At 51.6% G+C, this 19,362-nt stretch carries 15 protein-coding genes; 1 reads left to right on the top strand and 14 read right to left on the bottom strand.

Annotation, left to right across the window (positions count from 1 at the left end; genetic code table 11):
• Positions 1 to 14: 14 nt before the first annotated feature.
• Positions 15 to 968 (bottom strand): glycoside hydrolase family 43 protein, encoded by a 954-nt coding sequence (locus ACFPPD_RS24330; RefSeq protein ID WP_209744219.1) that lies wholly within the window; start codon positions 966 to 968, stop codon positions 15 to 17.
• Between the two features lie 10 nt (positions 969 to 978).
• Positions 979 to 3,366, bottom strand: a complete 2,388-nt coding sequence (locus ACFPPD_RS24335; RefSeq protein WP_209744222.1) for an alpha-L-arabinofuranosidase C-terminal domain-containing protein — start codon at positions 3,364 to 3,366, stop codon at positions 979 to 981.
• A gap of 111 nt (positions 3,367 to 3,477) precedes the next feature.
• On the opposite strand from ACFPPD_RS24335, the gene ACFPPD_RS24340 reads away from it, so the two are divergent.
• Positions 3,478 to 4,257, top strand: coding sequence for a helix-turn-helix domain-containing protein (locus ACFPPD_RS24340; RefSeq protein ID WP_209744224.1), 780 nt, complete (start codon positions 3,478 to 3,480; stop codon positions 4,255 to 4,257).
• 402 nt (positions 4,258 to 4,659) lie between these two features.
• Here the strand turns inward: ACFPPD_RS24340 and ACFPPD_RS24345 are convergent, their stop codons facing one another.
• From ACFPPD_RS24345 to ACFPPD_RS24400, 12 genes are all read right to left on the bottom strand, one after another.
• A complete protein-coding gene (locus ACFPPD_RS24345) occupies positions 4,660 to 4,872 on the bottom strand; it encodes a hypothetical protein (protein ID WP_209744227.1) in 213 nt (70 codons plus the stop codon).
• 143 nt (positions 4,873 to 5,015) lie between these two features.
• Positions 5,016 to 6,896, bottom strand: a complete 1,881-nt coding sequence (locus ACFPPD_RS24350; protein WP_209744230.1) for a hypothetical protein — start codon at positions 6,894 to 6,896, stop codon at positions 5,016 to 5,018.
• Between the two features lie 86 nt (positions 6,897 to 6,982).
• Complete coding sequence (locus ACFPPD_RS24355) at positions 6,983 to 7,357, bottom strand: hypothetical protein (RefSeq protein ID WP_378083683.1); 375 nt, start codon at positions 7,355 to 7,357, stop codon at positions 6,983 to 6,985.
• Positions 7,354 to 8,763, bottom strand: coding sequence for a family 43 glycosylhydrolase (locus tag ACFPPD_RS24360; RefSeq protein ID WP_209744233.1), 1,410 nt, complete (start codon positions 8,761 to 8,763; stop codon positions 7,354 to 7,356). Before ACFPPD_RS24360 ends, ACFPPD_RS24355 begins: the two co-directional genes overlap by 4 nt.
• Before the next feature lie 6 nt (positions 8,764 to 8,769).
• On the bottom strand, positions 8,770 to 9,693 hold the full coding sequence (locus ACFPPD_RS24365; protein WP_209744236.1) for a glycoside hydrolase family protein: 924 nt from the start codon (positions 9,691 to 9,693) through the stop codon (positions 8,770 to 8,772).
• Between the two features lie 80 nt (positions 9,694 to 9,773).
• Positions 9,774 to 11,414, bottom strand: coding sequence for a type 2 periplasmic-binding domain-containing protein (locus tag ACFPPD_RS24370; RefSeq protein ID WP_209744239.1), 1,641 nt, complete (start codon positions 11,412 to 11,414; stop codon positions 9,774 to 9,776).
• 56 nt (positions 11,415 to 11,470) lie between these two features.
• Positions 11,471 to 12,349, bottom strand: coding sequence for a carbohydrate ABC transporter permease (locus tag ACFPPD_RS24375; RefSeq protein ID WP_209744242.1), 879 nt, complete (start codon positions 12,347 to 12,349; stop codon positions 11,471 to 11,473).
• Entirely contained in the window at positions 12,349 to 13,308 is a 960-nt protein-coding gene (locus ACFPPD_RS24380) for an ABC transporter permease (RefSeq protein ID WP_378083688.1), read from the bottom strand. The genes ACFPPD_RS24375 and ACFPPD_RS24380 overlap by 1 nt, the downstream gene beginning before the upstream one ends.
• Positions 13,309 to 13,559: 251 nt before the next feature.
• Entirely contained in the window at positions 13,560 to 14,924 is a 1,365-nt protein-coding gene (locus tag ACFPPD_RS24385; RefSeq protein WP_209744245.1) for a response regulator transcription factor, read from the bottom strand.
• Positions 14,925 to 14,933: 9 nt separating this feature from the next.
• Entirely contained in the window at positions 14,934 to 16,688 is a 1,755-nt protein-coding gene (locus ACFPPD_RS24390) for a histidine kinase (RefSeq protein WP_209744247.1), read from the bottom strand.
• Between the two features lie 160 nt (positions 16,689 to 16,848).
• Positions 16,849 to 17,775, bottom strand: coding sequence for an NAD(P)-dependent alcohol dehydrogenase (locus tag ACFPPD_RS24395; protein WP_209744250.1), 927 nt, complete (start codon positions 17,773 to 17,775; stop codon positions 16,849 to 16,851).
• Between the two features lie 41 nt (positions 17,776 to 17,816).
• Positions 17,817 to 19,160, bottom strand: coding sequence for an ABC transporter substrate-binding protein (locus ACFPPD_RS24400; RefSeq protein ID WP_209744253.1), 1,344 nt, complete (start codon positions 19,158 to 19,160; stop codon positions 17,817 to 17,819).
• Positions 19,161 to 19,362: the final 202 nt, after the last annotated feature.

Consider the following 19,362-nt stretch of genomic DNA (forward strand, 5'->3'; position numbering starts at 1 on the left):
ATGAATGGCTCCTCTCACTCGGGTTCGCCAAAATCCGGGAACCCCTCCGCGTTCCAATTTAATTCTTTGGCGCGAGCATGACGATTGGGATCGTAAAGCGGATCGCCGACGATCTCCTTATAGTCGCGGGAATGGTAGACCAGGATATCGGCCGAACCGTCTTCCGAGACGGTGAAGCAGTTGTGGCCAGGGCCGTATTGTCCGGATTGTTCGCTCGTTCGGAAGACGGGCTCCGGAGATTTCGTCCATGAATTCGGGTCTAGCAGATCGCTATGATCCAATGCGCTCAGCAGCCCCATGCAATAATTGCTGTCCGTAGCGCTTGCCGAGTAGCTGATAAAGATCCGTCCGTTCTTCTTCAGTACGGCAGGCCCTTCATTCACCAGGTGGCCGATGATCTCCCACGCATATTCCGGTTTCGTAAGCAGGACCTGCTCGTCGCGAATCGTCCATGGATCGGACATCTCGGCGATATACAGATTGGAGCTTGCTGGCGTTTCCTGATCGTATTGCGCCCAAACCAAATACCTTACGCCGCGATGCTCGAAGGTTGTGGCATCCAAAGCGAAGGATTCCCAATCGGTCCGAATCTGCCCTTTTTCCGCCCAGTTCGGCTCCAGCGGGTTGGCCGAGTCATTTTCCAGAACGTACATACGGATCTCCCAATCCGTCTCAATCTCATCCGATCCGCCGGCGGCAAAATAGATGTACCATTTGCCGTCGATATAATGGATTTCGGGCGCCCAAATATGCCCGCTCATTGTGCCCTTCTCGTGTTTGCGCCAAATGACAACCGGTTCGACGGTCCCGAGCTCCTGAATCGTTCTGGCCCTTCTAAGCTCGATGCAGTCGTAGGCGGGAACCGAAGCCGTAAAATAATAATAGCCGTCCGTATGTTTATAGATCCAAGGGTCGGCCCGCTGTTCGACGAGCGGGTTAGGGAATTGGCGGTTGGTATTTGTCAGCATCATATACTCCTTATTTCACCCTGAAAACGGTAATAGAATGTTTAGGAAAATCGTATTGAAACCCGCTGCCTTCCGTACGGAATTCCTTCTGTTTCGGCGACACGCGCTCAGGCGACTCAAATGTGTTTTCGTCATCCAGCGCATGGCCGGACATCTCGTATACTTCAACGGTTAAGGACGTTTGTTGCAAATCGGTCAACGCAATCTCCGCGCCGACGCTATTCTCCTGTACGTTGATAACCTTGACGATGACATCTCCGGTCGAACGCTCGTAGCTTGCCGAATAATACAGAGGTTCGATCACCGGAAGCTTGTCCTCCGTGTCATTGATTAACACGTTGTCGATGTAAGCCCGGATCCGTCTTCCCGAAACTTCCAATGTCAACTCGTATTGCTTGTCGGATTCCACGTTAAATATGCTTTGCGTCAAGACGGAGGTTCTGCCGTTCACGCTGGAACACAACGCGGAATCCTGATTCTGCCATCCGCCAAAGTCCCAATACAACTGATTGTTTGCGTCTCGTTTACCAAAGTAAAGGTTGAACCCCTTAGGTCCGCTCATTCTTTGGGCTTTCAGACTCAGCGTATAATTCGACCAGTCCGACTCTCCCAGCTCCAGCGTTTGAATTGACGTTCCGTTGAGCCGGTCTTCGTCCGTATCCGACAGCTCGGCAGACGAGCCGCCGTGCAATTCTCTCGTTTCTCCGGTATCGTTATTAACCACTTTCATGTCCCAGAAGCGGAAGGAACAACGGTCTGTCCCGAGCGCAAAGGCTCCGTTAATCGGCTTCGCTTTGATTTCCTGTTTTTCCTCAAACCCGTTTGCTTCAATCGGTAAGAGTTGATCTCCTTGATGGTGCATAAACAGCTTCTGCACATAATAATTGGCCGTTCCGTATACTTCATGATTGTTAAACCAAATCATGTCCGGCTTCCAGTTGATGTAATCCACGTTGCAGAGCATCGGCGCATAGCAGGCCAGTCCCACCGCATGAGCGTTTTTTTCCAGTCCGGTCATAAAAGCGGCTTCGACGAGCGCATTATAATAGGTGTTTCCCCACGAAGCGTATTCTCCCAAAAATACTTTCGGGTCTTCTGCCTTAAAATCGTCGTAACGGTGGTAATTCGCCAGAAACCATTCCGGCGTCTGATAATAGTGCTCGTCCACAAAATCCGATTTGTTTTCTCTTGCGGATTTCCAGCCACGATCATATTCGCTGCCGGCCGCGAACGGACCGCTCGAATTAATGATTTGGATGTCCGGGTATTTCTCTTTGATGGCTTTGTGGAAATACGCATAACGTTCGAAAAACGGCTCGCCGACTTCTTCGTTGCCGATGCCGATATACTCCAGGCCGAACGGCTCCGGGTGACCAAGCTTTGTCCGTATGCCTCCCCATTCGGTTGACGGGTCCCCATTGGCAAATTCGATCAAATCGAACGCGTCATCAATCCATGGCTGCAGCTCATTAATCGGAACGATTAGTTTATGGTGCGGGTTATATCCGGCCGGCAGGATCGGGATCGGCTTGGCGCCAATATCCTCGCAGAAAAGAAAGTATTCATAATAACCTAAACCGAGCGTTTGATTGTAGCTCCAATTATTCCGTCGGGCCGGTCTTTGCGCGAGATCGCCTAACGTGTTTTTCCAGCGGTACATCGAGTCTCTGTCGTCGGGGTTCAAGGAACCGTCATGGATCAAGCAGCCACCCGGAAATCGCATAAACTTGGGTTTCAGATCCGCGATCAAGGCTGCAATGTCTTCCCGCATGCCGTTCGGCCGATTGAGAAAGGTCTTTTCCGGAAAAAGGGACACCATATCGAGATAAAATTTGCCTTTTCCTTTCGTCACCATGACAAGACGGCTGCTGAAATCGGTATCGATCGCAGTAAGCTTCGCTTCATATTTCGTCCATTCGGACGATTGCACCATGATCGTTGCCTCGCCATGAACGGAGCCGTCCGTCCCTTCGATCGTTACGACAACCGGTTCGTCAAAGCTGGCTTCCCGCCGAGCATAAACCGAAAACAGATAAGTCTCGCCTCTTTTAACGGGAATGCCGCTGTTAAAGCCCAGGTTCATGATTCCGACGCCGTCGCCCTCGGATTGAATGTCGATGACAACGTAATGCGGATTGCGCGGGTTTAGAGGAAAACCGTCTTCAACGGCGATTTCCGCTTTTCCGCCGCCTCGTTCGATTTTTTCCCAGGCGGTCAAGGCATGGTATTCCGCGCGATCGATCGGATCGAATTCAAAAGAACGGTTGCGAACAAGCTCCGCATAAAGCCCGCCGTCCGCCGCATGATTCAGATCCTCGAAAAAAATGCCGAACAAGTCGCCTAGCTCCTGACCTCTATCTTGCGTATGAATAGTCAATGTCGGTTGTACGCTCTTCACGATGACATCTCCTCAATCCTTTTCATTCGATTGTATGCGCTTGTTCATCCGGCAACAATCATTTATAATGGCTAAAAACTGACCTATCGTGCTTTTTATGGGGGAGGTAAAATGATTCGTCTGTTAAGCTGCGGATATCATTTTATTCATGAGGACGGGATCACGATCGATCGTCCGGCTGGTGCCGGGAACTATGCCTTTGTTTTTTTCAAAAGCAAAGCGGAGCTGATCGTGGACGGAAAGCCGCTGGCAGCGGAAAAGAATTCCTACATCCTGTTTCGCCCCGCTACGCCCCATCTTTACCGGGAATTGAATGAGCCATTCATCAACGATTGGTTCCATTGCGACGGCGATGATATCCTGGAATTCCTCGCGCAGCTGAAGCTGCCTTTGGACACGCTTGTCAAAGCTACGGATCCGCTTCTGATTGCCGGATGCATCCGGGAAATGCAAAGCAGCAACAAACTGGGCGGCCCGCTTCATGATCGGATTATCGACTTGGATATCAGATCGCTGTTTATGAAGCTTACCAATCTAATGGAGTTAGCCGACCTGCCCGATAAAACAAGTCGATATTTCCGCCAGTTTTCCGAATTACGGAGCGAGCTGTACAGTTCGCCCCATACCCATTGGACGGTTGAGCAAATTGCTTCGCGCGTCAATTTAAGCAAATCGTATTTCCAGCATATCTATAAGGATCTGTTCGGGTGTTCGGTCGTTTCGGACATGATAAACAGCAGACTCGAATATGCCAAATATCTTTTGGGGAACAGCTCGTTATCCGTGTCGGCCATTTCGAAGATGTGCGGGTACGAGAACGACACCCACTTTATGCGTCAATTTAAGCGCTTCGCGGGCATTACGCCAAGCCATTTCAGGTCGAGACGATAAAAACAAAAACCGGACAATCCTTTGGTAAAGGATTGTGGTGTCATACTTGTCGTTGATCGCTTCCTTTTAGCCGGTTGGCGTTCAGTTTCCTCCAATCTAGCTTGAGAGCTGACATTAGATCTAAGACCTTTGATGGTTGCTGACTTTGAGAAAATGTACTTTTCCAGGGAGAAATTTCTAGAAAGCTGATTGATCAGTTTTTGTGCAAGTTGCAGTTCCTGACTATTGGATTGAATTGAGGATTCCCAGGAGGTAGGAGCGCCTTCCGGGGGATCGATTCTTAAATGGGCCGGTCCTTCAGACGGCCTGTAAAGCCGGTAACGAGATCGACTCCGAAATGGTGGGCGTTATCGATCAGACGCTCCCAGCTTGCAAGCGTGTCCCGATTATTTCCTTCACCCGTCACCGGGTTCCCAAAGATGGAGAGGCAGGAAATCGTTCATCCTTTTCCGCTAACATTTCATTAAGCCGTTTCGCCGTTTCCGGCAGGTCCATATTGCCGATGGTTTGCCAAAAGGTAAGGGTAAAGCATTCAAACCCATGCGGCAAAATTGGCGGAATAACCGTTAATGCGTCTCCACCCGCAACCAGTGTGCCAATGCGTAACTTTTGCATAGTAAAAACTCCTCGTAGGGTAAATTTTTTTAAACCAGACATCGTGATACATACCTTGGAATGTAAAAGACGATCTGTACCCGATTACCCGATCGTCTATCCGTCCTCGCGTAAGGCCTGGGGGACCCGGAATGGCAGTAACGCTACTCCCTTAATGCTTCTACGCCGACCCGGCGCAACACTTCAAGCCGGAAGGCTGTCGGCCACGCCACCAGCCATTGCGTAACTTCAAACGGATCTTTCCAGCGGGTGTGACAGAAGCCCTCGTCCTGGCTGCCCTCTGGGCGCAGCTTGCCCATAACCGTCAGGCTGCCGTCCGAAATGCCAATCGTCGCATTCGCCCATGCGGCAAGAGCTCTTTCGCGCCACATCCTGTTACCGGTGAGAGCGGCCAGCTCAAGCCAGTCCTCGACAAAAGCCAACGCGTAGGGATCAATATGATGGTGCTGTGTGGATACCGCCGTTCCACCGAACGTATCGTACCCCATGTCTCCCAGTGCTGTCCCCGCATCATACCCGACGGTATGATGCCACTGCCATGTTGCCAGATACCAGGCTGCATGCTCCGCCCATTCGAGAACCGTCCTCTTGCCGGTGACTCGGAACAGTGCAAGTCCCGCCTTAAGCAAAGGGATGGCAGACTCCTTGTCTACGCAATACGTATCTAGCGCCCCCGCCGTCGTGTAGCCGTTGTCAATTAGCTCCCTCATATAATAGCGGTAGCCAAGCTCTGCCCCGTGAAGATAAATTTCGTTACCTGTAAGCTCGTATGCCTTGACGAGAGGTGGGACGAGGAAGCAGCCGACCGTGCCCTCCGGATCATGCGGAGACCCGTCGTTCTTCCATGATTTTCCGATCCGTCCTTCCGGCGACTGCACAGATATGGCAAAATCACAAATGCCGAGTGCGGTTTCGCGGTAGATCGAACGCTCCACTCCGCACCTCAGGGCCAATTGCTCCGCCTCGAACAGGTTTAATGCTGCCGTGCCGAGGTTGCAAGCGTCCTGTACTTCCAGCTGTGCCTGCTTGAATAATAGGACGTAATCGTAGTGACAATGAATCATCCCGTTCGGCAGCCTTCCGCCAGCTGTCCAGCCGTCCAGCACGGCGAGGCCTCTATGAAGCGAATCCTCATTGCCGGAATTCAGATAATCTGCAAGCATGGAATTGGCCAGCGAGGCGTTCTGCCCGCACCAGCCGATTTCGTAATGACGAGCCTGTGCCCACTTCTCTCCGTTCCATTTTCTGCCGATTGCGAATCCCCGAAAATCCCCGTCTTCGGCCCATAGGCCATTCTTGGCATACGCCATGCCAAGCTCCCAGATACGTTTCGGATCATACCATGCCCGAACCGGGCGCTTTTGCATCCGCCAGGCCTCAGCGAGCATCATTCTCCATGACGTGCGCGGCACTGTGTAAGCATGAAGCGCCAGAAACGCACGGGCCGTAAACGTCTCCCCCGGCACAAAGTTCCTTTCCGCTTCGTATGCCTCACCGTAACGGTCGCGGTCATTGTAGGTCGCGGGCGACTCAGACTCCGGCCAGATCAGCCGATGGATGACTCGTCCTGCAACCGGCTTGAGTGAGCAGGAAAAGCCTTGCATATCCCGGGGAGGCTCACCGAATAAGGCCACGGAGATCCCGCCTCCCTCGGAGTAGGTGGCACCGGCCACTGCCGTCCGATGCCACGCATATGCCCAAGGCTGCCCATCGCGCTCCAGCCCTTTCGGCTCCAGGCCGCTGCCCCAACCGTTACCGTTGTAGGTGACGGAAGGAATCATATAATATTCAGGCTCGAAGTTGGTAGCGAAGTCCATTGAAAGCTTGCACGCCTCGGGCGATTCGCCTCGATAGGTGAACTTCCGCGTCCACTGAACCAGTCCTTCCTTTATTGGTTCGAACGTATCGGTTATTGCGAAGTGTTCATTCTCGAACGGCAAGACGTCGCCGATGGTCCACTCGCCCAGGAGGAACCTATACCCGTTGTCATTATCAAGTTGTTTCCAGTTAATTTCCGTTGTCATATCAATTTTCCTCCAATACTGGACCGAGTAATTTTAACAGTCAAGAAGCTCTTCGGTTACGTTCGTTGGATGTATAGTTTCACCCTTTATTCCCCTTCCGGCAGCAGTTCGATTTCAAACGGCTCGTCGCGGTCGCAAACAAGCACGCCGATCCTCGATCCAGCCTTTCCTTGTTCCTTCCGGGATGCGTGAAATAAAAAATGTAGGCCTGCTCTCAGATCGGTGGCAAGGATGTAAAACTTGCCGTTCTTCGCCCTCACGATCGAATGGTCTCGGACTCCCTTCTCTCCATTCTCGCTCCACAGAACGGGCCTTCCCTTGTTCACCGTCTCCCAATTGAATCCGTCCTGGCTAAGCGCAAAGTAGATTTGCTCGCCGTCGGGCGATTCCTTCTCCCGAAAATGCACGAATAAGTAGGCATCCATGACTTCATTCCGTCCTCGTTGTTTGATTGTAATCATCCTGCTTGATAGCTGATGTCGCCGAAAATCGCACGTCCCTCGCCGGTCGCGTCGAGCGCGATGCGCAGGCTTAGGAAGGAACCGAGCACATTGTTGTGGAAGCCGGACATCTCGAAGCCGTGATCCAGCTTTCGCCATTCGTCGCTGTTGACGCGGTAATATAAATCGACTTCATGGCGATCGTTCACGAGGCGAAGCGTAACCTCGCCGCAGGCAACTTCCGTATGCTCCGACTTGTAGTCGTTACGGAACGCAAAGACCCGCCTGCCGTCAAAGCCGATGCCGCACTGGAAACCCGGTTTGTAGAACAGGCTCAATCTGCCCGCCGCGCCTTCCTCGACCCGAACGGTCACGCTAGTCTCGTATGCATGATGAAACGGAATGCAAAGCAGCGGTTCGATCCGATCCGCGGGAAGCCCTTGTAGATGAAGCCGACCTCCTCCTACGGCATATTCGTTCGTCCGGTTGCCGCCGTAGAAATGCCACTGAGGAGACAGCTCGTTGGAGTTGAACCGATCGGACAGCGAGATTGCAGCGGCCGGATGCGATGAAGGATTCTCGGCTACCGTCCGCTCCCGCTCCGCGATGCGGAACCAACCGTCCTCATCCCATCGGACAGGCTCCATAAGCGTTTGCCGTCCGAGCGTAGCGTAATCCTTCTCGTAGGCGCGATAGACGACGAACCAGCGGCCGTCCGGCGTATCGACCAGCGTTCCGTGGCCTTTGGACAGCCAGCGTTCGTCGCGATGCCAAGTGCGCAGGACGGGATTGTAAGGCGAGTTCTCCCATGGCCCGTGCAGAGACTTCGCCCGCGCCGTTACGATCATATGGCTGGTCGCCGGTCCCGCGGTGCCTCCTTGCGCGCTCGTCATGTAGTAGCAGCCGTCCCGATAAGTAAACTTCGGAGACTCCAGGTAGAATCCTTCGGTCCGCCATTCCGACGGATAACGCCATCCTTCGTAGACTTGCACCAGCTGGCCGACCGTCGCTAGTCCGTCCGTTGCCAGACGAATTCGGTGGCCGCCGGATAGGAAGAGATACCGGCTGCCCTCCGCGTCGGCCGCATGCCCGGGATCGATAAGACCGACGTTCAGGTCGACGGGTTCGCTCCATGGACCGGCCGGCGATTCCGCGGTGACGACCCAATTGGTCGGGCCCGCCGGAAAGTAAATATAGTAGAGGCCCTTATAGAAAATAAGCTCCGGGGCCTGGATATTGCCGATGTGCCGATGAATCGCGTATCCGACCCGCTCCCAGGACAGCAGATCCCGGGAATGCCAAATAAGCAGCCCGGGCGTGTAGTCGAACGAGGAATGGGTCATGTAATAGTCCTGACCCACTCGGATGATCGAAGGATCGGGATAATCGCCGGGCAAGATCAGAATCGGTTCGCCTGCATCAAACACTCCGAATCACTCCGCTCTCAAATTCAATTCATTCTGCTCGTTCCGATCACAAACAAGAACGCCGTTCTTGACGTCGAGGCGAGCCGCCTGAATGGATGACCGCCGCTGCTCGTAACCCGTCTTGCCCTCGGCGTCGGCCGATGCCCGTCCTGGGTGCGTGAAGTAGAAGATGTAGGCTTCGTCGCCCGACACGACGACGTCCGCGTGATAGCCGAAACCACCGTCGTCTTCGCGATCGCCGGAGACATCCAGAATAAGACCGTTGCGCTCCCATCGATCCAGATCGTCGGACCGGTAGACGCCCTGTCCTCGCCATTCGTCGATGATCATCCAGTAGCTCCCTTTGAAGGCGAAGACGTTCGGTCCCTCATGGGCTCGGTGAGTAAGGACCGGACCGATGGATTCCCAACGGTACAAGTCTTCGCTATCGGCCGCGTAAGTGACCGAGCCGTTGGCTTCGTCCTTGTACCACATCCGGAACCCGCCGCCCGGCTTTTCGTGGACGCAAGCGTCGATCACTCTGTCCGAGCCGAGCTTCAGCGGCCCCTGCAGCTTCCATTCGAGCAGATCCGCGCTCGAATAATGTAGAATCGTTCGCGATCCGACCCATTCGGTCTGTACGCCCTGAATATAGCTGACGTACATATGATAAATCCCGTCATGCCAGAAAATCTCGGGAGCCCAGAACGTATTGCGTCCCCACTCGAAGTCAAGCCCCGGCAGCGTGCCGCGGTACGACCAGTTCTTGCCTCCGTCCGAAGATACGGCGACTCCGAGATCGGAGCCGTGAACCCAAGCGACCCCCGGACCTTCCGCAAGCGCCCGGCGGCTCGTATACACCATCCACCACTCCCGTGCAGCTCTATTATAGATTATCGTCGGATCGGTTGCTCCGTCATTTATCGGATCTCTGAACAAGGGTACATTCATTCCCATCCATCCTCTCGATTCGAATAGAAGAAGGGATGCTCAGCGATATCGGCTGAACATCCCCATTTGTTAGTCTGCTCTTATTGGATGCCTTGCTCCTTCGCCTTCGCGGTCACTTCGTTGATCGCGTCTTGGAGACCCTTCTTGTCGAATTCTTTGAGCGTGGCCTCCCACATCTTGGCCGGGTCGTCTTTGCCCATAACGACTTTGGCGATCTCGTCGTTGAGCGTCGTGAATACCGCTCCGAACTTATCCTTCGCAGGCGTCGACATGAGCATGACGTCGAAATTGGTCGGCGTCGGCGTATCTTCCTGTTTGAATTTGTTAAACGTCGAGATGTCCAGCTTCTGCCAAGCCGCAACATCGGGATTCACGTCTAACACCTGCTTGCCCGCCTTGTAGAAGGCACCTTGCCAATTCGCAAGCACGGCGAGCACGTTCGTGATCGGATACTTCGTGGTAAGAGACTCGCCTTCCTTAAGCAGCGATACCGCTTTATCTCCGTCAATCTTGTAGTCGACGCCCAGGATGCCGTTCTTGGTTAGGGCGGAATATTCTTCGGAATCCATATAATCGATCAATTGAAGCGCCCTCTTGTAAGTGCTGTCGTCCATCTTGTTACTGAAGTACGTCTCCGACCAATACGGCGTCTCGACGAAGGTGTACCGCTTGCCGTCCGCGGCCGGCCAGATGTTCATGACGCCGACGACATCGGCGGGCGCTTTGCCGTTCGCTTTTTTGAAGGCATCGGAATTGGCTTGGATGCTTATGGGGCCGCCTAACGAAATGAAGGATTGGCCGTTGACGAATTTAACAAAGCCGTCTCCGTCCTTTTGAATGGCAAAGTCTTTATCGAGCAGGCCATCTTGATACAGCTTTCTCAGTTGCTGCAAGCCTTCGTTGATTTTCGGCGAAGCGTACGCCGGAATCCACTTCCCGTCCTCGTTCACCCAGTTCTTCGGGTTGGCCATCTGCGGGAAGGTTCCCAGGAACAGCGTGGTCAAGTACCCTTTGCCGTTCAGCGCGACGCCGGCGGCGTTCGGATGCAGCTTCAGGACGGCCTTGATCATGTCCACGAACTCGGTAAAGCTCTGCGGTTCGGTCGTGTAGCCAGCCTCCGCCGCCCAGTCCTTGCGGTACAGAATCGGGCGATCCATAATCCAATCGCTGGAGTCGTCGTACGTCATCCGGGGAACCATGTAGAACTTGCCGTCCACTTTAAGCGGCTGAACCGACGGAAGGTCCAAGTATCTCTTGATGTTCGGATAGTCGCTCAAATCGTCCGGAAGCGGCTTAATGATGCCTTGTCTAGCCCAGGAAGCATAGAGAGCTGGATTGTCCAACGCGATGACGTTCGGGAAAATATCCGGCAGTTGGCCCGAGGCCGCCCAAACCTTCGCTTTCTCTTGCCAGTCGTTCCAGGTCACCTGCACCGGTTCGATCTTCACGTTCAGCTTCTTCTCCATATCGTTGAAGACGGTGTCGTCTTTGGCGCCGGCCGCGTTGAAGCCGTCTTGAATGCCCATGAACGAGACTTTGAGATTGACGGTCTTCTCATTCGCGGTCTCTCCTCCCGCGGCGGAAGAAGCCGCGCCGGAAGCGCCCTGCGAATTGGCCGGCGATGCCGTCCCTTTGTCGGTATTGCCGCCGCAGCCGGCCAGCATGGATACGGCAAGCAAAGACGCTAGCGTCGTTGCGGTCGAAACTCTGATTCTTTTCATTCCGAATTCGCCCCTTATGTCGATTTAATTATAATAATAGCTTATCGCTAGTATTATCAGCCTTTGATCGAACCGATCATGATGCCTTTCGCGAAAAATTTCTGAATAAACGGATACACGAGAATGATCGGAACGGCGGAGATGACGATCATCGCGGATCGAACCGAATCGCCGTATACGTTCTGCATGGACTTGGCTAGCTGCAGACCGACGGAGTTGTTGATGATCTGGCTCAAGTTGGTCAATGCGTTGCGAAGGACCAATTGAAGAGGATACATATCGGCATCGTTAATAAACAACGTCGGCAACCACCATTCGTTCCACTTGTCCACCGCGTAGAACAAGACCATGGTCGCCAATATCGGCATGGAGACAGGAACCACGATCCGGATCAGAACGACGATATCGTTCGCGCCGTCGATCTTCGCCGATTCTTCGAGGGAAGCCGGAATCGTATTGAAGAAGTTCTTCATCAAGATGAGATAGAAGGTGTTGACCGCCAGCGGAACGATCATGACCAGCATGCTGTTCTGCATATGCAGCTTCTGTACGGTCAAGAAGTAAGGGATCAAGCCTCCCGAGAAGAACATGGTGAAAATGATGGCGTTAAACATCAAATTCCTTCCCGGCATCGTCTTCTTCGACAAGGCGTACGCGCCTGCCGTCGATACCGCCAAGCTTAGCGCGGTACCTGCCACCGTCACGATAATCGAGACGATCAGACCTTTCACGACTTTCCCGTCCACGTATAGGTAATAATAAGCGGAGACGTCGAACTTCGACGGATACAGGAACACTTTCGAAGAACCCGCGTCAATAACGGTCGAGAACGATAACATGACGGTTTGGTAGAAGGGAAACAGCGTGATAAGAGCGATTATGCCCAGAAAAAACGTAATAATCGCATTCGGAACGTCGATTTTCTTCTTATGCATTAAAGCCCCTCCTCCTTGCCGATCGTTCTGACCAGATAGTTCGCCCCGAAAAGAAGCCCGAAATTAATGATGGATTTGAGCAAGCCGACCGTCGTCGAGAAGCCGAATCCGGTCGCGTCCGTAAACGCGCTGCGATAAACGAAGGTGTCGAGAATGTCCGAACTCTTATACACGGCCGCATTGTACAAGTTGAAGATCTGATCGAAGCCGCCGTTCATGACGTTGCCGACGGCTAGAATGAACAGGACGGCCGCCGTCGACTTGACGATGGGCCACGTAATCGCTTTCATTTGTTGAAAACGATTCGCTCCGTCCACGGATGCGGCTTCGTATAGCTCCGGATTGATCCCCGCTATCGCCGCCAAGTAAAGAATGCAAGACCATCCGGCCTCCTTCCATATGTTCGAGAGGAAGAGAATCGCCGTAAAGCTCGGGCCGTCCGTTAATGCCGATCTCTTCTCCAACCCGAGCGAGGTCAGGATTTGATTGTAGAGTCCTTGATCGTTGAAGATTCCGAGGATGATCCCGCTGATGACGACCCAGCTAATAAAGTGCGGGAAGGTAAAGATGGTTTGGAAGAAACGCTTCATCTTCCCTCGCGAGATCTCGTTCAACATGAGCGCCAGCACGATGGGGACGGGAAACTCAAACAACAATCTCCCCAAGCTGATCAGGACCGTATTGCGGAAAGCGTTCATGAAGTCCGGATTCGCCCATACTTGCGTGAAATTGTCGAAATGGTTCCACGGACTGCCGAGTATCCCTTTCGAGTAATCGAACTCTTTGAAAGCGAGTACAATTCCGTACATCGGAACGTAAGAGAACACGATGTAATAGATAAGGAGAGGCGCAACAAGAATATACAAATACTTGTGCTTGGCGATCTCCCTCCGCATTCGGCTGCTCAAATCGCGAGAGGGTACCGCTCCGGTTCGAGCTAAATGAGCTTGTTTTTCCATCGTTTCGTCCACCTCTATCTCTATCGTTGCATAGTTACATGATAAAGAAGAAACGAATGAAAGGGCATTCATTACGCTTAGATGTTTATGGACAATATTCATGAATGTAAGCGCTGTTATTTGCATGATTCATCGAACATCACCTAACTGGAATCCATGAAAAACCTACACAATTCGCTATTTTTCGACAAAAAAAGCCGAAGGTCGTATTCGACCTGCGGCATTTCTTGAATCGGACCGTTCTTGTTTGATTATTGACGGTTCCGGTATAGACGAGGACTTGTCCCCGTCAGCTTCTTGAATACCCGGCTAAAATAGAAGTAATCCTCGTAGCCGGCCTTCTCCGCGATCTCGGCGATCGAAAGATCCGTTTGTCTTAACAGTTCGCAAGCATGCTGAACGCGGAGCGTCGTTACGTATTCCGTAAACGTCAAGCCGACTTCTTTCTTGAACAGTTGGCTGAAATAGTTGGGATTAATGCTGAATTTCGCCGAGATGTCATGAATGGAGACATCTTCTTGGAAATGCATTTTGATATAATCCTGAATGGGTCCGATGAGCCGGTTCTTCGTAAGAGCGTGGGTCGCTTCGCGACCAAGTCCGCGCAGGAGCTCGTCCAGCATCTCTTGCGCGTCTCCGAACGTTCGGGCCAACTTGTCGTACGTAAATATCGTTTCTTCCTGTTGGACGCGATTATAGATGATCAGCGCATCCTTAATCGTTAACCGTCCGTCTGAGAACAAAGCGCGAACCTGCTCCAATAACGTCCGAAGCTTCGCCCGATCTTGACTCGCGACGGCCTCGTTCAGTTGTATCGTCAATTCCGGGCTCGAAGGTTCGGCGTCCGCGTCCGTCAACAGGCCTTCCCGGCCTGTAACGAAATAACGGTATGCCCTTTCTTCGGCGGACTCGATCGCTTCTTTGATCTGCCCCAAGCCGCGGAACGGATCGCTCGCGCCGATGCCCTTGATCGTTTCGCCTTCCGTTCCATTCCGGAGAGCGTCCGTTAAGCTCATCTCGCGGATCAAATACGCCGTCTTGCCGTAACCGATGCGCAGGCTAACCGCGTTCTTCCATCCTTCCGGGGCTTGCTTGCTTTTCCCCAGAACGACGACGGCAAGATAAGGATCACCGGACCCCAAATCGACGCCTCTCGCGAGCAGGGCTGTGCGCAACTCTTCTATCGACGACTCGCCGTCCTCCAGCATATCTAACAGCTCCGCGTCGAGAGAGGGCTGCCGGTTCTTAAGGAGGGTTCGCGCTTTCTTCAGGTACGAGGCGATCTCTTCGTCGTCGAAGGGCTTCAAGCAGTAACCGAACGCGCCGTAGTGGATCGCTTTTTGAGCCAATGCGAACTCGGCATACCCGCTAATGATGACGAATAAAGCTTGGTTGGCAGCGTTTTTCAAATTTCGGATCAGCTCCAGACCGCCAATGCCGGGCATGCGAATGTCCGTAAACACGAGATCCGGCTTCAGCCTGCTAATCTCTTCGAAGGCCTCCGTTCCGCTTAAGGCGTGTCCCGCGATCTCGAAGCCGTATTCTTCCCACCGCATGCTCGCGATCAGACTCTTGATGACGAGCAGCTCGTCGTCCACGATAAATACTTTATACAATGGGCTCACCTACTCCAAATAAGGAATCGTCATGATGATCTCCGTTCCCTTGCCCGTCTCGCCGGCTATGCGAACGCCGTATTCGTCTCCGTAATTCAACCGCAGACGGTTGTGCACGTTAACCAATCCGACGCTATTCGAGCGTTTGCCCGGAATCGCTTCCTCCTCCGGCTTTGACGACAAATACTGTTCGATACGCTTCCGATCCTGCTCCGAGATTCCGACGCCGTCATCCATAACGGATAAGATAATCAGATTGTCCGAACGATGGCCGCGCAGCGCCAGATTTCCCTTTTCCAGTTTGGGCTCGATACCGTGGAAAATCGCGTTTTCGACGATCGGCTGCAGGATCATCTTCGGAATTTTGCATTCCATCAGTTCATCGGGGATTCGGTATTCCACTTCTAGCCGATCCTCGAAGCGGATCTTCTGCAAATAGATGTAGTTCTGAACGACCGTCAACTCTTCCCGCAGCGTGACGACGTCCGCCGCCCTGATGCTGTAACGGAATACGAGACCTAACGCTTTGGACATGTTAAAGATGCGCTCCGACTTCTCCTCGGCGGCGATCCCTTTGAACGACTCCAGCGTGTTGTAGAGGAAGTGCGGATTGATCTGGCTTTGCAAATAAGCGATCTCCGATTGCTTCTTCGCGAGTTCCGATTCATACAATCTTCTGTTGCTCTCCAGCAGCCGATGCGTCAAATCGTCGACTTCATCCAGCATGCCGTTGAAATTTTCCGCGACAACGATAATTTCGGCATACCCCTGCAGACGGATCCGTTTCTTCAGATTGTTTAGTTTGCCCAGCTTGATCTCGTTCATTAAGCGCATGAACTTCTTCAGCGGTTGAGTGATATTGTTGATTACCAGTCCAAATGGCAACGACAACACCAACAACGATAAGAACAATATGATAAAAGCCTGACGGCGAATGTCGTTGATTCCGCTTAGAAGCTCGCTTTGAGGCAGCTTGATCGTGATCTTCCCGGCGATGTCGGGGATCTCGCCTTGCTGAACGATATACGGAGAGTCGTTACCGGATTGCTCGGCTTCCACGTAGGACTGGCCTGGAGAGACGGCATCGTCGTTGGTGAACATTACGTTGCCGTCGCGATCCGAAATATAGATTTTGCTGCCGCTTGCCCATAGCATTCGGTCGGTGTCGCCAAGCAGGGCGCTCGGATCCAACGCGATCATAAGCGTGCCGATCTCGCCGGTGTTCTCGAAGTTGGTGGTCGAATAGATCTGCGAACCCGCGATAATGACTTTCTTATGCTCGGTGTTGATATTAAAGACCAAGTCCTTCAAACCGGTAAAGTGGTAGAGCTGCTTCTTTGGAATCTCGTCGATAATCGGGTACATATTCGATATATAGCCGTTGATATTAAAGTTGGACCCGGCCTTGCTAATGAGAGCAATGTCCACGATGCCGTCCTTCATGCCGATCATATCGGAAATATAGCTTTTCAATTGCGCGTATTCCGTTAATCGCTTAATCGGATCGGTCTCGTTCAAATAAGTTTGAACGATTGATGAATTATAGGAGATATTCTGAACCAGCCTCTTCACGACGTCGGTATTGGAGGAGATCGTCTGGTTCATCTGCGCGATCATCTCCGTGAAATAATCGTTGTTCTTCTTCTCTACGACCTTGGCCGCTTTGTGGTAGTTGACGAAGATGATAATAATGATAGCGATTACAATAAAGGAAGCGAGCAAAGACAACTGAATCCTAATGGGCGTTTCCTTCAGTAATTTCAAATGATCACGACCTTATGCGAGCCTAAGTACATCTTCTTATTATTGTAATCGGATTCGATCCGTATTCGTATGGATTATTCTCATTCGGATCCTGGTATTATCTAACTATTGTCCATGTAGGAATAGCCCGAAAAACGCGCCCGGATGGGCGCGTTCCAAGTTAGATTTTGCGTTCGTGATTTACCGTGATGACGACATTTCCCTTTTTATGCCCTTTATCTACATACCGATGAGCTTCGGGTATTTGCTCCAGCGGATAACGCCGATCGATGACCGGTTTTATTTTTCCCGTCTCGATAAGCTCTTTCAGCAAAATTAAATCTTCGACAAGTTCCTTTGCGATCCCCTGCCCGTCAACGGTCACGAACGTTCCGTTCGGCGTCAGCGCCTTCTTGTAATCGGATTTCGAGATTTTCCCGACCGCATCGAAGATGATATCGTAACGCTCATCTCTGTTCGTAAAATCCTCTTTCGTGTAATCGATGACCTTATCGGCTCCGAGAGATTTCACCAATTCGATATTCGCGGCGCTGCATACCCCGGTAACGTGCGCCCCGAAATACTTGGCAAGCTGTACCGCGGATGTCCCTACCGCCCCGGAAGCCCCATAGATCAGAACGCTTTGACCGCTCCGGATTTTCCCTTTCCGAAAAAAATGCAAGGCTGTCGTTCCGCCAAAAGGGACTGCCGCGGCTTCCTCGTAGGTGGCATTCGCCGGTTTTAAGGCCATGATTCCGTTTTCGGGTAGACAAGCGTACTCGGCATACGCGCCGAAACGCATCCCGCTTAACGCATACACCTGATCGCCTTTCTTGAATCGCGTCACCTTATCTCCCGTTGCTACGATTTCTCCGGATAGCTCCACGCCAAGAATCGGTTTTCTAGGTTTGGTCAGACCTAGAAATAGTCGCATCGGGATCCAGTACAGGAGAGGACTATTGAAGCTTCGAACTCTGCAATCCCCCGACGTTACGGTTGTCGCATGAACTTTTATTAACACTTCATGGGCCTTGGGAACAGGCTTCGCTACCTCTTTGAGCTCCAGAACATCCGGCGGTCCGTACTTCGTGCAGACGATCGCTTTCATGGGATTCCTCCAAACCTCCATTTGCGATTAGTTTATCTTCCTTATTCATTTTTCGCCAACTCTTTACGAATGGCGGCATCCGCTTTATCTTTAATGGCTCGAATCGTATCGTCTAACGAACGTTGGCCCGTGAGGTAATGATCGCTTTCCGATAATATAATATTGCTGTACTCGGTTGCGGCAGGCCCTATGTTTTTTTCCTGAATAAAACCTAGATTGTTATCAAAGAACGCCTCGGATAATTCGTCCACGGTAACGCTGCCTCCGGAAGCGTCCGCAATTTCTTTAAGCGCCTCTTTTTGGGCAACCCGATCCGTAAATGCGGGTATGACTCCTTCCATTTTAGCCGAATTTTCCGCCCTGAATTTCACATATTCCAGAGCCTCTTTGGGATGAGCCGAATTCTTATTCACGGCGTATGTGAAAGTAACGCCGAAATTGTTCATTCCCTTCCCGTCCGTTGGAATTTGGGTTACGCCCCACTTCCAATCCTTCGGGTAATCTTTCTCGTTCGTCAGCAGTGCCGTATACCAGGTGCCGATAAGATGCATCCCGTATTTCCCGGACATAAACCCGTCCCATGGCAACTTATTCGTTTTGAATTGTTGCCAGTTAGGTTGAATCTTATGGACATCCCCTAAATCGCCGAATAATTTCAAGCTTTCCTTGAAAAGCGGATCGTCGTAATTCGATGTTCCATCGGCCTTGTAAGCAGAAACGTTATGTTGTTTGGCGAGCATAAATAAGTAGATATCGTAATCCAGCATATACGATCCGTAGATTCCTTTTGCAGGATCGGTAAGTTTTTTTGCCGTTTCAATGTATTGCTGCCATGTCCATTCCGAAGGCGGATAAGGAACGCCCGCGTCATCGAATATTTTTTTGTTATAAAATATGGCCCACGTAGACACTTGTTTAGGCAAAGAATAAATCATTCCGTCATACTTTGTTAAATATGGGCCAAATCTTTTATCCGCGTCGTATTGATCCGATTTCAACAAATCGTTAAACGGTAGCAAATAATTTTTATTTACATATTTATCGAGGATTAACGGTTGAATCAAAGGGATGACATCAACGGTACCGCCGGAAGCAAGATCCAAATCGATTTTCTTGTACATATCGTTGCCGGCGCCGGGAACCATTTCCGACTCTACATGAATTCCAGTCTCGGCTGTAAACGCTTCATTAATTTTCTTGTAAAACTCTTTATCCGAATAGTCCGTACCTAAATAAACTTTAATTGTGACTTGCGGCTTATCGGCGCCTGATGTGCTTACTGCTTCGATTGAAGACCTGTTCGCCGTAGAACAAGCGGTTACGAGCAGCAACAGTACAATCATTGTCACTATTTTATATGAGTTGAATTCATGTTTATTTCTCATCTCTTATCCTCCAACAGCTTTTGTCGTTTTATTTACATCGATGTTGTAATCATGTAATACTAATGATAGATTCTTCTGTTCACGGATATAGGGAGGAACCTTCGATTAGAATCAGATTTGGCGTACGGGGAAAGCTATTTTTGATCTTTTCGTTGTTGACATTGCTGCTTATCAGCATATCATTTACCTTTTTTTACTACTA

The organism is Cohnella suwonensis (genome assembly GCF_042655365.1).
GTDB lineage: Bacteria > Bacillota > Bacilli > Paenibacillales > Paenibacillaceae > Cohnella > Cohnella suwonensis.

What these genes read in the sequence shown, in the direction of transcription:
- ACFPPD_RS24355 (WP_378083683.1), bottom strand. Translation starts at nt 7,357, where the DNA reads ATGATTACAATCAAACAACGAGGACGGAATGAAGTCATGGATGCCTAC.
- ACFPPD_RS24380 (WP_378083688.1), bottom strand. Translation starts at nt 13,308, where the DNA reads ATGGAAAAACAAGCTCATTTAGCTCGAACCGGAGCGGTACCCTCTCGC.
- ACFPPD_RS24365 (WP_209744236.1), bottom strand. Translation starts at nt 9,693, where the DNA reads ATGAATGTACCCTTGTTCAGAGATCCGATAAATGACGGAGCAACCGAT.
- ACFPPD_RS24345 (WP_209744227.1), bottom strand. Translation starts at nt 4,872, where the DNA reads ATGCAAAAGTTACGCATTGGCACACTGGTTGCGGGTGGAGACGCATTA.
- ACFPPD_RS24400 (WP_209744253.1), bottom strand. Translation starts at nt 19,160, where the DNA reads ATGAGAAATAAACATGAATTCAACTCATATAAAATAGTGACAATGATT.
- ACFPPD_RS24340 (WP_209744224.1), top strand. Translation starts at nt 3,478, where the DNA reads ATGATTCGTCTGTTAAGCTGCGGATATCATTTTATTCATGAGGACGGG.
- ACFPPD_RS24350 (WP_209744230.1), bottom strand. Translation starts at nt 6,896, where the DNA reads ATGACAACGGAAATTAACTGGAAACAACTTGATAATGACAACGGGTAT.
- ACFPPD_RS24395 (WP_209744250.1), bottom strand. Translation starts at nt 17,775, where the DNA reads ATGAAAGCGATCGTCTGCACGAAGTACGGACCGCCGGATGTTCTGGAG.
- ACFPPD_RS24330 (WP_209744219.1), bottom strand. Translation starts at nt 968, where the DNA reads ATGCTGACAAATACCAACCGCCAATTCCCTAACCCGCTCGTCGAACAG.
- ACFPPD_RS24370 (WP_209744239.1), bottom strand. Translation starts at nt 11,414, where the DNA reads ATGAAAAGAATCAGAGTTTCGACCGCAACGACGCTAGCGTCTTTGCTT.
- ACFPPD_RS24375 (WP_209744242.1), bottom strand. Translation starts at nt 12,349, where the DNA reads ATGCATAAGAAGAAAATCGACGTTCCGAATGCGATTATTACGTTTTTT.